The sequence below is a fragment of the Pseudarthrobacter ribosi genome, from assembly GCF_055412865.1.
The window spans coordinates 1-14,510 of record NZ_JBVAYZ010000042.1 but is presented as its reverse complement, the minus strand read 5'-3'; the positions used below and the strand labels follow the sequence as shown (position 1 = coordinate 14,510).

At 68.0% G+C, this 14,510-nt stretch carries 12 protein-coding genes and 1 pseudogene; 6 read left to right on the top strand and 7 right to left on the bottom strand.

Annotation, left to right across the window (positions count from 1 at the left end):
- The 5 genes from ACZYZ5_RS21355 to ACZYZ5_RS21335 form a co-directional block, all read right to left on the bottom strand.
- The coding region (locus tag ACZYZ5_RS21355) for a twin-arginine translocation signal domain-containing protein (RefSeq protein ID WP_463904372.1) at window positions 1–235 on the bottom strand (235 nt) is incomplete at its 3' end.
- 155 nt (window positions 236–390) lie between these two features.
- On the bottom strand, window positions 391–1,749 hold the full coding sequence (locus tag ACZYZ5_RS21350; RefSeq protein ID WP_463904371.1) for an adenylate/guanylate cyclase domain-containing protein: 1,359 nt from the start codon (window positions 1,747–1,749) through the stop codon (window positions 391–393).
- Complete coding sequence (locus ACZYZ5_RS21345; protein WP_463904370.1) at window positions 1,739–2,344, bottom strand: PH domain-containing protein; 606 nt, start codon at window positions 2,342–2,344, stop codon at window positions 1,739–1,741. The genes ACZYZ5_RS21350 and ACZYZ5_RS21345 overlap by 11 nt, the downstream gene beginning before the upstream one ends.
- Window positions 2,337–3,257 (bottom strand): biotin--[acetyl-CoA-carboxylase] ligase, encoded by a 921-nt coding sequence (locus tag ACZYZ5_RS21340; protein ID WP_463904369.1) that lies wholly within the window; start codon window positions 3,255–3,257, stop codon window positions 2,337–2,339. Before ACZYZ5_RS21340 ends, ACZYZ5_RS21345 begins: the two co-directional genes overlap by 8 nt.
- 72 nt (window positions 3,258–3,329) lie before the next feature.
- Window positions 3,330–4,235 carry an SDR family oxidoreductase gene (locus ACZYZ5_RS21335; RefSeq protein ID WP_463904368.1) on the bottom strand — a complete coding sequence of 302 codons (906 nt, stop codon included), beginning with the start codon at window positions 4,233–4,235 and terminating at the stop codon, window positions 3,330–3,332.
- 283 nt (window positions 4,236–4,518) lie between these two features.
- On the opposite strand from ACZYZ5_RS21335, the gene ACZYZ5_RS21330 reads away from it, so the two are divergent.
- The 4 genes from ACZYZ5_RS21330 (at window position 4,519) to ACZYZ5_RS21315 (ending at window position 9,955) form a co-directional block, all read left to right on the top strand.
- Window positions 4,519–6,102 (top strand): acyl-CoA carboxylase subunit beta, encoded by a 1,584-nt coding sequence (locus ACZYZ5_RS21330; protein ID WP_463904367.1) that lies wholly within the window; start codon window positions 4,519–4,521, stop codon window positions 6,100–6,102.
- Window positions 6,099–6,413 carry an acyl-CoA carboxylase epsilon subunit gene (locus tag ACZYZ5_RS21325; RefSeq protein WP_463904366.1) on the top strand — a complete coding sequence of 105 codons (315 nt, stop codon included), beginning with the start codon at window positions 6,099–6,101 and terminating at the stop codon, window positions 6,411–6,413. The genes ACZYZ5_RS21330 and ACZYZ5_RS21325 overlap by 4 nt, the downstream gene beginning before the upstream one ends.
- A 104-nt stretch (window positions 6,414–6,517) precedes the next feature.
- Window positions 6,518–8,224 (top strand): DUF885 domain-containing protein, encoded by a 1,707-nt coding sequence (locus tag ACZYZ5_RS21320; protein ID WP_463904365.1) that lies wholly within the window; start codon window positions 6,518–6,520, stop codon window positions 8,222–8,224.
- 285 nt (window positions 8,225–8,509) lie between these two features.
- Window positions 8,510–9,955, top strand: coding sequence for a dicarboxylate/amino acid:cation symporter (locus tag ACZYZ5_RS21315; protein ID WP_463904364.1), 1,446 nt, complete (start codon window positions 8,510–8,512; stop codon window positions 9,953–9,955).
- A 121-nt stretch (window positions 9,956–10,076) separates the two neighbouring features.
- Here the strand turns inward: ACZYZ5_RS21315 and ACZYZ5_RS21310 are convergent, their stop codons facing one another.
- Window positions 10,077–10,643: a hypothetical protein gene (locus ACZYZ5_RS21310; RefSeq protein WP_463904363.1), complete on the bottom strand. Its 567-nt coding sequence runs from the start codon at window positions 10,641–10,643 to the stop codon at window positions 10,077–10,079.
- A 228-nt stretch (window positions 10,644–10,871) separates the two neighbouring features.
- On the opposite strand from ACZYZ5_RS21310, the gene ACZYZ5_RS21305 reads away from it, so the two are divergent.
- Both ACZYZ5_RS21305 and ACZYZ5_RS21300 read left to right on the top strand, forming a co-directional pair.
- Window positions 10,872–11,615 (top strand): TetR/AcrR family transcriptional regulator, encoded by a 744-nt coding sequence (locus ACZYZ5_RS21305; RefSeq protein ID WP_463904362.1) that lies wholly within the window; start codon window positions 10,872–10,874, stop codon window positions 11,613–11,615.
- 1 nt (window position 11,616) lies between these two features.
- Entirely contained in the window at window positions 11,617–14,157 is a 2,541-nt protein-coding gene (locus ACZYZ5_RS21300; RefSeq protein WP_463904361.1) for an MMPL family transporter, read from the top strand.
- A gap of 102 nt (window positions 14,158–14,259) precedes the next feature.
- Here ACZYZ5_RS21300 and ACZYZ5_RS21295 read toward each other — a convergent pair.
- Window positions 14,260–14,510: pseudogene (locus ACZYZ5_RS21295) on the bottom strand (HNH endonuclease); the annotation flags it as partial.

Here is a 14,510-nt window from a genome sequence, read left to right as displayed (position 1 = left end):
GATAATTCAACCGCCCCACCGCATTCTTCGACTTCGACACCACCCACACCCCACCATCGTTCAACTCCACCTCAGTGGTCTTAAACCCCGGATAGATGATGGCGCCCGTGATGAGGACGGCGGAGGCGGCAGCAAGGCCGGTTCCCGCCAGGAAGCGTCGGCGGCGGGCAGTGAGAGGGCGTGCCGCACCTGACCGGCGGGTTTTTGGCCGCAGTGCTGACAGTACGTTTTTCATGTGTGCGGTGTCCCCCAGAGTCACGGCATCCAAGCATGCGGCATCGGCCTTGGCTGGTGTCGGATAGGTTGACTATCGCATATTAGCTATCGATTAGAGAAACCCGCGCGCGTCACGTCCGAAGGGAACGACATCGGCGCAGCTCAGGGCACGCTTTAGTCCAGCACGAGTCCGCGGCCGCTGCCGCGCTGCAGCTGAACTGGGTGGATCTCGCCGAAGCCCCGGACGTCTTCGGCCGGTCGCGGGTGCAGGACGAAGCGGTCGTCCTGTTCCAGTGCGGCCGCGGTCATGGAATCGACCAGCACCGTCCCCGGATCCGCCAGCGCGGTCAGCCGCGCCGCCAAGTTCACCGTCGGACCGTAGATGTCCCCCAGCCGGGAAAGAATGCGGCCCCACACCATCGCCACCCGGGCCTGCGGCAGGATTTCGTCGTCGGTGAAGGCCTGGCAGAGGGCGAGGGAGATCTCGGCGCCGGCCGCTGGGGTCTCGGCGATGTACAGGACTTCGTCGCCGACGGTCTTCACCAGGCGCCCGCCGCCGACCGAGATGATCTCGGCACACTTGTTCTCAAAGCGCTGCACCAGCTGCGCGAGGGTCTTTTCGTTCATCCGGCGGGACAGGCTGGTGTAGGAGACCAGGTCTGCGAAGCCGACGGCCCGTGCCAGCGGCAGCGGGGCGTCATCCTCGTCGCCTTCGCGGCCTTCCTCGCTGGACGCCAGCCCGGCCTCGGCGCGCACGGCCAGGCGCTGGACGCCGGCGTTGAGCTGGCGGCGCCAGGAGTAAAGCAGCATCTCCTCGAGCGCGTCCACGAGGGACGGCAATTCGCCGACGAGCCGCTTGCGGGCCACGGCGTCGGTGACGCCCTGGTTCTGGACCATGTCCTCGACGAGGGCCTCAACCTGCCAGACCACCATGCGGTCCGTCATCTGGCCGATGGCGCGGGTCACGGAGATCGCGGCTTCCTCGGTGAGTTTGCCGCCGCGGACCAGGTCCACGATGGTGTTCAGCGCGGACTGGTCGCGTTCGGTGAAGGCAACGTCCTCGTCCCCGATGTTGGGGAAGCCCAGGGCCCGCCAGAGTTTCCGGGCGGAGAGCAGGGACAGTCCGGCGCCGGACGCGACTTCACGGCGGCGGAGCTTGCGTTCCCCGCCGAGCAGCCGCTGCTCGAGGGCTTTCAGGGCAATGCGTTCGGCGGACATGGTTCCGGTGGGCGGCGCGGCGGCAACAGTCCCGGCGCTACTTGCGGGTCCGGCGTCGGTATCGACATTGGTTTCCGCCTCGGACTCGGCGTCGGCCGGGTCCGAGCCGGTGTCCACGGAATCGGCGTCGTCGGGTTCAGCCGGTGCAGCGCCGGTCTGCTCACCAGCGGCGGAGTCCGCGGCGTAATCCGTGCCTTCGGCGATGGAATCGAGGACGGCTGCCTCGAGGCTGGCGGTCTCGACGAAGGCATCCGAAACGTGCGATGGCTCCTCGGCCAGCAGTCCCGCTTCGCGGCGTACGTTCTCAGCGCTCATCTCTTCCACCTTCTCTCGTCTCGTTAGGCCAGGCCCCGTCGGCGTTGTACGGCCCTCCCCCGGCGCCCAGGACGCCCTGCGGCAGGTCGTAAATGGCGTCGAGGATGAAGTTGCGGAACGTCGCGGCTTCCGGAACGTCGGGGACCACCGTGCTGGAGGGGTACCCGGTATCCAAGGATATATTCCCGGACCGCAATATGCGTTGGAGCAACGACTGATGGATGACCACATTACGAATGGTGGCCAGGGAGACCTGCAGGTCGCGCCGCCGCAGCATGCCGTACCGGACCACCAGCCGCTGGCTTGTCAGGATGTATTTGGTGGCGTGCCAGCCCACGACTCTCGGCAGGCAGTAGCCCAGCAGCACCCAGGCCGCCAGCGTAATGCACACCCCGATCAGCCACGGCGTCCATTCCCTGGTGGACTCCTTGATCAGCGGGGCCAGCCTGGCGGGCCCGCCCTTCACAATCCAGGCGCTGGAGTAGGCGGCCAGCGCCGGAACCAGAATGAACAGCAGCGCCGGGAAAATCAGGGTCCTCGGCTGCGGCCGGGTGACCACAATCACTTGCTCGCCCGGGAAGAGCGCTTTACGCATATCCGCTTTCGTGACCCGCGTCCTGGCCGGGAGGAGTCCAGGGCCGCAGGTGCACCACATCGCCGGCCGTCACCACGTGCTCGTGTCCCCCGGAGTCGACCACCATGAGTGAGCCGTAGTCATCCAGCCGGGTGGCGTGGCCGATGAGTTCATGGTCGCCGGGCAGCTGGGCGCGGACCTGCTTGCCCAGCGTCGTCAGCAGGTGCTCGACCCGCTTGTGCAGCGAGGGGCCGCCGGCCATCCCGGCGGCGGGATCGCCGTCGGCGTTGCAGAAGCTGCGGTAGAGCGTGGAGAACCGGGACAGGTAGCTCTTGAGCAGCTCGGTCCGGTCCACCGTCGTCGGGTGTTCCAGCAGGACGGACGTGGCCGTGGGCACCGGGAGTTCGGCCTCGGTGAGGGTGACGTTCAGCCCGGTCCCCAGGACGATGGGCGGCACGGCGCCGCCGGCCATCGGGCCCAGCTGGGCCAGGATGCCGGCGATCTTCCGGCTGCGCACCAGCACGTCGTTGGGCCACTTGAGCTCCGCCGGGACGCCGGCCGTCTCCAGCAGCGCCTCGCGCAGCGCTAGGGCCGCCAGCAGCGAGAGCCAGGAGTAGCTCTGGGTCGGCAGGGGGCGTCCCTCGGCGTTGACCGGGCGCAGCACCAGCGAGACGGAGACTGAGCTGTTGGCCGGCGCTTCCCAGCGGCGGTCCAGGCGGCCGCGGGCGGCGCTCTGGTATTCGGCGGTGAGCACGGTGAGATCCGGGTACGCAGCGGGGTCCTCGGTGACGCCGCGCAGCAGGTCCGCGTTCGTGGAGCCGATGGAGTCCACCACCGTGAGCCGCGGAATTCCGGTGGCGGAGAGGAACGCTTCATCACTGAGGGCATTCACGTCAAGGGGCGGACGGTCCGGGGCTTCCTGCGCGGCTTCCATGCTTTGAATCCTACCGAGTTACGCCGCCGTCGGCTGGCCCGGTCCGCCGCCGGCCCGGAAGCCGCAGGAAACTCAGAGGAAGATGTCAGGAATCAGCTTCTCTTCCGGGGCGCCCAGGCTGTACGGGATGAAGTCCGTGACGCCGGCGGCCGCGAGGACCTGCTCGTCGGTGTAGAAATTCCCGCTCCAGCTGCCCGATTCCGGGATGGCGTTGCTGCTGGTCAGGACTGCGTGGGCCGCATCTGCCATGATCTCGGGGCCGCGGGCGCCCTGGACGATCTTGTCGCCGCCCGGCATGTTGCGGATGGCGGCCGTGTTGATCAGGGTGCAGGGCCACAGCGAGTTCACGTTGATGCCGTCGACCTTCAGTTCCTCGGCGAGGCCCAGGGTGGTCAGGCTCATGCCGTACTTCGCCATGGTGTACGCCAGGTGCATGCCGGCCCACTTGGGGTCCAGGTTCAGCGGCGGGGACAGCGTCAGGATCTGGCCGGCGTCGGATGCGCGCAGCGCGGGCAGGGCGAGCTTGGAGAGCAGGAAGGTGCCGCGGACGTTGATGTCCTGCATCAGGTCGTAGCGCTTCATGTCGACGTCGTCGGTTGTGGACAGGTCAATCGCGGAGGCGTTGTTGATGACGATGTCGATCCCGCCGAAGCGTTCGACAGCGGCGGCCACCGCGCCGGCGACGTCGGCGTCGTTGCGCACATCCCCGACCAGCGGCAGGGCCTGGCCGCCGGCTTCCTCAATCTGTTCGGCGGCGGAGTAGACCGTGCCTTCGAGCTTGGCGTGCGGCTGGCCGGTCTTGGCCATCAGAACGATGTTGGCACCGTCGCGCGCGGCGCGGGTGGCGATGGCCAGGCCGATGCCGCGGCTTCCCCCGGAGATGAGGATGGTGCGGCCCTGGAGGGAACCGGCGGCCTGGTAGGGCCCTGGCTGCTGGGGCTGCGGGGCGGTGCCCGAAGCGTCGTTGCTCAAAGTCATGAGGACACTCTAACCGACCCAAGTTACTGGTGAGTAACACTGACGCGCCGCGCCCGTCCGGACAACCGCCGCCCGCGCCCACGTCGTGGTTCCGGTGAGAGTTGGGGTGAATCTTGTAGGTTTTCTACAGCGGCATGGGTCAATAGCGTCACTAGACTTGCCAGCAGGGCCCGGCGTTTGTGGATACCAGCCAAAGCGCCACGCGGGACAGGGCCGGCGCACCACAGCACCGCCAGCACGACACGATTCAGCAGAACATCAGCTACAGAGCCGGAGACACTTGATGAGCCACGATCTGACCACGACCGCGGGAAAGATTGCCGATTTCCGCGACCGCCAGGCACGTGCTGAGCAGCCCTCCGGCCCGGAAGCGATCGAGAAGCAGCACGCCCGCGGCAAGAACACGGCCCGGGAGCGCATCGACCTGCTGCTGGACGCCGGCTCCTTCGTCGAGTTCGACGCGCTGGCCGTGCACCGCTCCAGCGCCTTCGGCATGGAGAAGAAGAAGCCGCTGGGCGACGGCCTGGTCTCCGGCTACGGCACCGTGGACGGCCGCCCCGTGGCCGTGTACAGCCAGGATTTCTCCGTCTACGGCGGCTCGCTGAGCCAGGTCAACGGCGAGAAAATCGTCAAGGTCCAGGAATTCGCGCTGCGCAACGGCTGCCCCGTGGTCGGCATCCTCGACGGCGGCGGCGCCCGCATCCAGGAAGGCGTTGCCTCGCTCGCGATGTTCGCGGACATCTTCCGCAACAACGTCCATGCCTCCGGCGTGGTCCCGCAGATCTCCCTCATCATGGGCCCCTCCGCCGGCGGCGCGGCCTACTCCCCGGCCCTGACCGACTATGTGGTCATGGTGGACAAGACCTCGCACATGTTCATCACCGGCCCGGACGTGATCAAGACCGTCACGGGTGAAGACGTGGACATGGAAACCCTCGGCGGCGCCCGGCAGCATAACGCCAACACCGGCACCTCCACCTACCTCGCCTCCGACGAGGCCGACGCCATCGAGTTCGTCCGCGAACTGCTGGACTTCCTGCCCTCCAACAACCTCGCCGAGGCCCCCGTGCTGGAGCACACCCAGGAACTGGAGCTCGACGACGACGACCTCGCCCTGGACGCGCTGATCCCGGACTCGGCCAACCAGCCGTACGACATGCGCAAGGTCGTCGAACAGATCGTGGACGACGCGCACTTCCTGGAGATGCAGTCCCTCTACGCTCCGAACGTGATGATCGGTTATGGCCGGATCGAGGGCCACACCGTGGGCATCGTGGCCAACCAGCCGATGCAGTTCGCCGGCACCCTGGACATCGCCGCCTCGGAGAAGGCCGCCCGCTTTGTCCGGAACTGCGACGCCTTCAATATCCCCATCATCACGCTGGTGGACGTGCCGGGCTTCCTGCCGGGCAAGGACCAGGAGTTCCAGGGCATCATCCGCCGCGGCGCGAAACTGCTGTACGCCTACGCCGAGGCCACCGTGCCGAAGCTGACGGTCATCACGCGCAAGGCCTACGGCGGGGCGTACATCGTGATGGGCTCCAAGAAGCTCGGCGCGGACCTCAACCTCGCCTGGCCCACCGCGCAGATCGGCGTGATGGGCGCCCAGGGCGCCGTCAACATCCTGTACCGCCGCGAGCTCGCCGCGGTCGCGGCGGACGGCGGCGACGTCGAGGCCAAGCGCGCCGATGTCATCCGGCAGTACGAGAATGAGCTGCTCAACCCCTACCAGGCCGCCCAGCTCGGCTACGTGGACGCGGTCATTGCCCCGTCCGAGACCCGGGTGCAGATCATCAAGGGCCTGCGTGCCCTGCGGGACAAGCGTGCCAGCTTGCCCGCCAAGAAGCACGGGAACATTCCGCTGTGATCCCCACCGGCTCCCAGCCTTCGCAAGCTCAGGCCGGGTCCCTCGCTGGCGTGGGCCCATCCACCCACCCCGCAGTTGAGCCCGCGGCTGAGCCCGGGGAGGCACCGGCCGCCGAGCAGCCGCTGTTCGCCGTCGTCAAGGGCGACCCGACGGCGGAGGAGCTCGCGGCGCTGGCCGCCGTCGTGCTGTCCGTGGGCAGCGGCGAACCGGCCGAGACGCAGCAGCCGAGCGCCCGGCACTGGATCCGCCGGCAGCAGCTGCAGCTGGCACCGAAGCCGGGACCCGGTTCCTGGAAGCGCAGCCGCGGCTAAAGCCTTCGGGCACCGGAGCCACCCGGCTCCGGGCCCCGGGCCCGGGCCCGGAAAAAGTGCAGCAACCCTTTCATAACGGCTCCGGCCCCGCTAATGTCTTTCGGGTGACTACCGAACCTGACAACACTGCCGCCAACAACACCGTTCCGGTGCGCCCGGACACCGCCATCGACGCCGTCGCCGATGCCTTCACGGACACCCTGATCCGGCTCAACCCGAGTTTCGCCACCGAACTCGGGATCCCCGGGCACGAGACCGAATACCAGGACTTCTCCCCCGCCGGGCACGGGGAGTTCGCGGCCGCAGCGCGCGAGACGCTGGCGGCGCTGCAGGGCCTGGAGCCGGCGGACGACGTCGACGCCATCACCCTGGATGCCATGCGCGAGCGCCTGGGCCTGGAGCTGGAGCTCCACGAATCCGGCTGGGACCTGGCCGAGCTGAACAACATCGCCTCCGCGCCGCAGGAGATCCGTGCGATCTTCGACCTGATGCCGACGGACACTGCGGCGCAGTGGGAGCACATCGCGGGCCGTGCGCACAACGTCCCCGCCGCGCTGGACGGCTACATCGAGTCTCTGCGCACCGCCCTGGAGTCCGGCAAAGTCGCCGCCGCGCGGCAGGTGAAGATCGTGATCGAACAGACCACCAAGCACGCCGCGGAGGACGGCTTCTTCGCGAAGCTGGCCGCCAACGCCAAAACCGCGGACGGCCCGCTGCCCGGGGACGTGCAGTCCACCCTCGACGCCGGCGCCGCCGCCGCACGGGTGGCCTACTCCCGACTGGCCGGCTTCCTGGAATCCGAACTCCTGCCCGTCGCCCCGGAGAAGGACGCCGTGGGCCGCGAGCGCTACTCGCTGGCCTCCCGCGTGTTCCTCGGCGCCGCCGTGGACCTGGAGGAAACCTACGCGTGGGGCGTGGAGGAACTCGACCGCCTCATCGCCGAGCAGGAGCGGGTGGCCAGGGAAATCCGCCCCGGCGCCACGATCGAGGAAGCCAAGGAAGTCCTAAACAACGATCCCGCCCGGCAGCTCAAGGGCACCGAGGCCCTCCGGGTGTGGATGCAGGAACTCTCCGACAAGGCCGTGGCCGACCTCGCCGGCGTGCACTTCGACATCCCCGACGTCATGAAGACCCTGGAGTGCAAGATCGCCCCGACCGACGAAGGCGGCATCTACTACACCGGACCCTCGGACGACTTCAGCCGACCGGGCCGCATGTGGTGGTCCGTGCCGCCGGGCGAGGACACCTTCACCACCTGGGCCGAGACCACCACGGTCTACCACGAGGGCGTCCCGGGCCACCACCTGCAGGTAGCGACCGCCACCTTCCGCCGCGAACTGCTCAACAAGTGGCGCCGGAACGTCTGCTGGACCTCCGGGCACGGCGAGGGCTGGGCACTCTACGCCGAGAAACTGATGCAGGAACTGGGCTACCTCAAGGATCCCGGCGACCACATGGGCATGCTGGACATGCAGCGCATGCGGGCCGCCCGCGTGGTGTTCGACATCGGCGTCCACCTCGAGCTGGAAATGCCCGAGCGTTGGGGGTCGGGTACCTGGACTCCGGACAAGGGGTACGGGTTCCTCAAGCAGAACCTCGCAATCAGCGAAGGCCAGCTGAACTTCGAGTTCACCCGCTACCTCGGCTGGCCGGGCCAGGCGCCGTCGTACAAGGTGGGCCAGCGGCTCTGGGAACAGATCCGCGCCGAGCTCGAAGACCGCCCCGGCTTCGAGCTGAAGGCCTTCCACACCAAGGCCCTCAACATCGGCTCCGTCGGCCTCGACACCCTCAAGCGCGCCCTGCTGGCGTAGCACCGCCGGCAAGCGCGCGCTGCCGAGGTAGCGCCGCCGGGGTAGCACCGCCGAGGTGACAGTTCGCGCCCATGGTGGTCCAGCCCATGGGCGCGAACTGTCACCTCGGCGTAAATCCCGGGCGGCCAGAGAGACAATCGCCACAACCGGCTCGGGAATAACTTCACAAACGGGGTGTCTTCCGTTGTGTTTCCGGGGATTTCGCGACCGGACATGAAATCAGGCCGCGTAACATTTCTCAACATCCGTTCGCCGTGATAGTCGCGCCGGACCTAGCGTGGTCCGGTGAGCACTCAGACAAGCACCCCCGCACCCGCCGGAAAGACCGGCTTCCAGCTGCCCAAATGGGCCGGCTCGTTCGGCGTCCAGATCATCGCCGCCCTGATCGTGGGCCTGGGACTCGGCCTGCTGGCCAAGTACACGGGCAGCACCAAGGCGAACCCGAACGCCCTCGGCGCCACACTGCAGACCATCGGCTCGAGCTACGTCTCGCTGCTGCAGACTGCCGTCGTGCCCCTCATCTTCACCGCCGTGGTCAGCTCCATCTCCAACCTGCGCGCCGTCTCCAACGCCGCCCGGCTGGCCTGGAACACACTGCTTTGGTTCGCCATCACCGCGCTGATCTCCGTGCTGATCGGCATTGGCCTGGGCGTGTTCCTGCAACCCGGCGCCAATACCGGCATCACCCAGGAAGCCAAGTACGCCGGCAAGTCCGGTGACTGGTGGGCGTTCCTGACCGGGCTGTTCCCGAAGAACTTCCTGGGCCTCGGCGCCAGCACCACCGTCACCGAGGGCGTCGCCACCACCGCGGTGAGCTTCAACGTCCTGCAGATCCTGGTGATCGCTGTCGCCGTCGGCATCGCGGCACTCAAGGTGGGCAAGGCGGCCGAACCGTTCCTGAACCTCAACGCCTCCGCCCTCGCCGTGATCCAGAAGGTCCTCTGGTGGATCATCCGGATCGCCCCGATCGGCACCGTCGGCCTGATCGGCAACGCTGTGGCGATCTACGGCTGGGACACGATCGGCTCCCTGGGCAAGTTCACCTTCGCCATCTACGTGGGACTGGCTCTTGTGCTTTTCGTCGTTTACCCGGTCCTGGTCCGCGCCCACGGCCTGTCCATCAAGCAGTACTTCTCCGGCGTCTGGCCGGCCGTGCAGCTGGCCTTCGTCTCCCGCTCCTCGGTGGGCACCCTGCCGCTGACGCAGCGCGTGACCGAACGCAGCCTGGGTGTCCCCCGCGCCTACGCCTCCTTCGCCGTACCGCTGGGCGCCACCACCAAGATGGACGGCTGCGCCGCGATCTACCCCGCCATCTCGGCGATCTTTGTCGCCCAGTTCTTCGGCATCCAGCTCGACTTCACCCAGTACCTGCTGATTGCCCTCGTCTCCGTGCTCGGCTCCGCCGCGACCGCCGGCACCACCGGCGCCGTCGTGATGCTGACCCTGACGCTCTCCACGCTGGGACTGCCGCTGGCCGGCGTCGGGCTCCTGCTGGCGATCGACCCGATCCTGGACATGGGCCGCACCGCGGTCAACGTGGCCGGGCAGGCACTGATCCCCACGATCGTGGCCAAGCGTCAGGGCATCCTGGACGAGTCGCTGTACAACGCACCGCGCAATGGTGACCCGTTCAGCGACGAATTCGACAACACCGCCGCCGTCGACCCCTCCGCTGCCGCCGCTCCTGCGGCGCCGCCGGAAGGCCGAGAGTTGGCCGGCACCAGGGCGTAGCCGACTGCACCAGCCCTAAACGGCACCAGCCTTAACAGGGGAAGTCCCCGGGAATACTCCCGGGGACTTCCCCTGTTAAGCCGCGACTAAGCCGTGTCAATCGACGGTTGTGCGGTGACGCCTAGTGTCCGCCCCTGCCTCCGCCAATCACGCCCTTCTCGACGGCCTTGGCGACGGCGTCCGCCTCGGCCTGGGTCAGCGTGCCGTCGGTGACCGCCGTATCCAGCTTGGTCTTCAGCGCCGCGGCGCGGTCAGCCTGGGCCGCGGTCCGCAGCTCCTCCAGGGCCGCGGTGACCTTGGATTCCTCAATGCCCAACGACGCCGCCAGCGACTTCGCCAGCGCCGCGTCCTTGGTGGCGCGGTCCGGCTTGGTGCCCTCGGCTGGCGGGGTGGTCGGCTTGTTGGCTTCGCGGAAGGCCTGCAGAGCCTCGGTCACCTTGGCCTCATCAACGCCGAGCTTGGCCGCCAGTTCGGCAGCCTGGGCGGCACCGCGCTCTCCGCCCTTGCCGTGGCCGCCGCGCATCCCCTGACCATCGGTGGTCCCGGGCGTTGCCTCTGCCGAAGCGCTGGAGCTGGGAGTCGGGGTAGGAGTCGTGGCCGCTGACGCCATCCCGGTAACTCCGAGGCCGGCGCCCAGGGCCAGTGCCCCGGCCGAGATAGCGAGCGTCATTCTCTTCGTACGTGACATGTGCTGTCTCCTGGTCTGCAGCTGGTGACCGCTGCGATTGGTGGTTGTCTCTTCCAAGACGTGGCTCCAGTCTCCGCCGGACCGTTCAACGGGAGCTGTTCGGAACCTTTCATCTACCTGTGAAGGTTGGCGACGGTCATCGGGCAGGGATGCGGGCCGATTCTCCGCCCGGTGACGCTGCGCGAAAGATAGTTGCCCAGAGTGCAAACATGCACGTAGTGTAACCGTGTGCCCGTTACCCCGTCCCCCAGCGCAGCCGCCCCGTCGGCGTCCCACCCGCCGGCAGAAGGACAGTCGCGCCGCGAGCTGAACAAAGCGGCCACGCGCCAGGCCATCACCGACGCCGCGCTGGCTTTGCTCCGGTCCAACGGACCCGGAAACTTCACGGTCGAGGACATCGCCGACGCCGCCGGCATCTCCCGCCGCACCTTCTTTAACTACTTCAGCAGCACCGAAGCGGCCATTGCCGCCGTCACCTTCGGCTTCCTGGACAAGGCACTCCAGCAGTTCCGGCTGCGCCCGGCCGGGGAACCCTTCCTGGAATCCGCCCGGGCGGCCCTCGTGGAACTCGCGGACCCGATGACGGTAGCTCCGCTGGCCGAGCTGTACAGCCTTGGCCAGGCCAATCCGCAGCTCAGCCGGTCCGAGCTGGAAGCCTGGGACCACTGCACCGTCGAGATCATTACCGCGGCCCGCGAGCGCCTCAGCGAAGGCGTCGAGCTCGACGAGCTGTACCTCCGCGCCCTGGCCGGTTCAGTCATCTCCTGCGGCAAAGCCGCCATGGACGTCTGGTTCCTGCGGTGCGGCGGATCCCTCACGCCGGAATCCCTGTCCACACTCCGGCAGCTCCTGATCGATTCCATGGGCCTGCTGGGCTCCGGATTCGCACGCCCCGACGCCGGCCTCTCAACCTCCCAGGCGGCCCACCCGGCGCCCCACTCCACCGCCACCCCTTCCCCAGATCGGCATTGACATGGCCCTGATGCTCTACCGCCTCGGCAAATTCTCGTACCGCCACCGCTGGCTCGTCATCTCCCTGTGGCTCGCCGTCATGGTGGCCGTCGGTGGTGCGGCAGCCGCCTTCCACGGCACGCTGTCCAATAACTTCCAGATCCCCGGCACCGAAACCCAGCAGATGGCCGACAAGCTCAAGACCGAGCTTCCCTCGTCCTCCGGCGGCTCCGCCAGCGTGGTGTTCGAAGCCAACGACGCCCAGTTCAGCCAGACGGGCAAGGACGCCGTCACGGCCGCGCTGACCAAGCTCGAAACCCTCCCGGACGTTCAGGGCACGGTTGACCCGTTCGCCACCCAGGCGCAGCTGGACAAGGCCGTCACCGATCTGTCCGCCGGCAAGGAGCAGTCCGCTGCCGGGAAGGCCACGCTTGAGACGGCCGCTGCCGAGCTCGCCGCCGGAACGGCCCAGCTGGACGCTGCCGAACAGCAGATGGCGGCCGCCGGTATGCCGGCCGCTGCAATCGAGGCACGGCTCGGCCAGCAGAAGGCTGCCCTTGCCGAAGGTCAGGCAAAGCTCGACGCCGGCACCCAGGAACTGGAAACCGGCGAGGCCAAGCTCGCCCTTGGCGCCCGCCAGCTGGCGGCCTCGGAAGGCCTCCGCTTCGTCTCCGAGGACGGCAAGGCGGCGATCGCGCAGGTCCAGTTCAAAACCTCCATCAACGGCCTCAGTCCGGAGGTCCGCCAGGAAGTCCAGGACATCGTCAAGGAGGTGTCCGCCGCCAACGTCACCGCGCTGCCCAGCAAGGAAATCAGCGAGGACATCTCCGAGCTCTTTGGTGCTGCCGAGGTTATCGGCATCGCGGTTGCAGCCCTGGTCCTCATCATCATGCTCGGGACCCTGATCGCCGCCGGGCTTCCGCTGCTGATGGCCGTCGTCGGCGTGGCCGTCGGTGTGGGCGGCACGTTCGCCCTGAGCGGCGCCACGGACATGAGCTCCATCTCCCCGATGCTGGCGCTGATGCTCGGCCTCGCCGTCGGAATCGACTACTCGCTGTTCATCGTCAACCGGCACCGCGGCCAGCTGCTTGCCGGCATGGACCCCGAGGAATCCGTGGCGCTCGCCACCGGCACATCCGGCAACGCTGTTCTCTTCGCCGGCCTGACCGTCATCATCGCCCTCGCGGCCCTGGTGGTCCCGGGCCTTCCGTTCCTGGCCGTCATGGGCCTCTCCGCCGCCGCCACGGTGGCCGTCGCCGTCGTCGTGGCCCTGACCCTGACGCCCGCTGTGCTCTCCCTCATCGGCCGGAAACTGATCTCCAAGCGGGCCTGGGCCAGGGCGGACCGGCACAATGCCTTGCCCGGCCACGAAACCGAGGACCGCGCCAAGGACGAATACCGCAGCAGCCACGGCTGGGGTGGCATTGTCACCAACCACCCGTGGCTGGCCCTGCTGGCCGGAGTGGTCCTGCTCGGTGTTGTGGCCCTGCCCGCCGCCCAGCTGCGCCTCGCCCTGCCGGACGCCAGCTCCGAGCCGGTTGCCTCGCAGGCCTTCAAGGCCTACGACGTCACCAAGCGGAGCTTCGGCGAGGGTATGACCGGCCCGATCATCGTGGTGGGCGACCTCCCCGAGGGCCTCAGCGAAGCCGAGGCGCAGGCCAGGCAGTTCGACGTCGCGGACATCCTGCGCGAGACCGAGAATGTCAGCGCCGCCGTGCCGCTGGCCCTGAGCGAGGACCGCCGTACCGCCGTGTTCCAGGTCATCCCGAACGAGGGCCCGGCCAGCGCCAGCACCGTCCAGGTGGTCTCCGAACTCCGCGCCGAAAAGGGCCAGATCAAGGACAGCACCGGCGTCAGCATCGGGCTCACCGGACAGACCGCCGGCAACGTCGATGTGTCCACCAAGCTCGGCGACGCACTGCCGCCGTACCTGGCGATCGTGGTGGGCCTCTCACTCATCCTGCTGCTGCTGGTCTTCCGCTCTATCTGGGTGCCGCTGCTGGCGACCGGCGGATTCCTGCTCTCGCTCGCCGCCGCCTTCGGTGCCGTCGTCGCTGTCTACCAGTGGGGCTGGCTCGGGCCCATCTTCGGCGTCGAAAATCCGGGCGCCGTGCTGAGCTTCCTGCCGATCATCCTCATCGGTGTGCTGTTCGGCCTGGCCATGGACTATCAGGTGTTCATTGCGTCCGGCATGCGCGAGTCGTACATGCACGGCGAATCGGCCAAACACGCGGTCCGCTCGGGCTTCAGCCATGCCGCTGCCGTGGTCACCGCGGCCGCGATCATCATGGTCAGCGTGTTCTCGGGCTTCATTTTCTCCCACCTGAACATGGTCCGGCCGCTCGGCTTCGCCATGGCCTTCGGTGTGCTGATTGACGCCTTTGTGGTCCGGATGACGATCGTCCCGGCCGTGATGTACCTGCTCGGCGAAAAGGCCTGGTGGCTGCCGCGCTGGCTGGACCGCATCCTTCCGGACGTGGACGTCGAAGGCGCCAAGTTGCGCAAGCCCGCGGCTTCCGTCCCGGGTCCTGTGGCGGAAGCAGCCGAGGCCACCGCCCGGTAGCCGTCACCGCCTGCCAACCGGCTGCCACCAAGTGTTTCGACAAACCGCCCGCCGATCATTCCGATCGGCGGGCGGTCTTGTTTTGGCGCTGCCGGTTGTCTTTCAGGCTGCGGGTTGGCTTAGTTTTCGGGTGCGGTGGAGGTCTTTGGCTCGGCGGCGGCGTTGGCGGCGGTGGTCCGGGCTCTGTGCCGTGGCAAGGTCCGGTTCCGCGTGGCGGACGTGGGTTCCCGGGAGGGGTGGGGCGGTGGAGTGGTAGGTGTGGCCGGTGGGGGTGGTGATGTCGAGGGTGTGTCGGGGTCCGGGGCGTGGTCGGGAGGACCAGCCGGGGGTTTCTTTGGTGTGGTTGCAGGCTT

Bases quoted from the DNA above. Each gene is read 5' to 3' on its own strand.
- ACZYZ5_RS21350 (WP_463904371.1), bottom strand. From the start codon at position 1,749: ATGAGCGCTGAGAACGTACGCCGCGAAGCGGGACTGCTGGCCGAGGAG.
- ACZYZ5_RS21335 (WP_463904368.1), bottom strand. From the start codon at position 4,235: ATGACTTTGAGCAACGACGCTTCGGGCACCGCCCCGCAGCCCCAGCAG.
- ACZYZ5_RS21340 (WP_463904369.1), bottom strand. From the start codon at position 3,257: ATGGAAGCCGCGCAGGAAGCCCCGGACCGTCCGCCCCTTGACGTGAAT.
- ACZYZ5_RS21330 (WP_463904367.1), top strand. From the start codon at position 4,519: ATGAGCCACGATCTGACCACGACCGCGGGAAAGATTGCCGATTTCCGC.
- ACZYZ5_RS21310 (WP_463904363.1), bottom strand. From the start codon at position 10,643: ATGTCACGTACGAAGAGAATGACGCTCGCTATCTCGGCCGGGGCACTG.
- ACZYZ5_RS21345 (WP_463904370.1), bottom strand. From the start codon at position 2,344: ATGCGTAAAGCGCTCTTCCCGGGCGAGCAAGTGATTGTGGTCACCCGG.
- ACZYZ5_RS21300 (WP_463904361.1), top strand. From the start codon at position 11,617: ATGGCCCTGATGCTCTACCGCCTCGGCAAATTCTCGTACCGCCACCGC.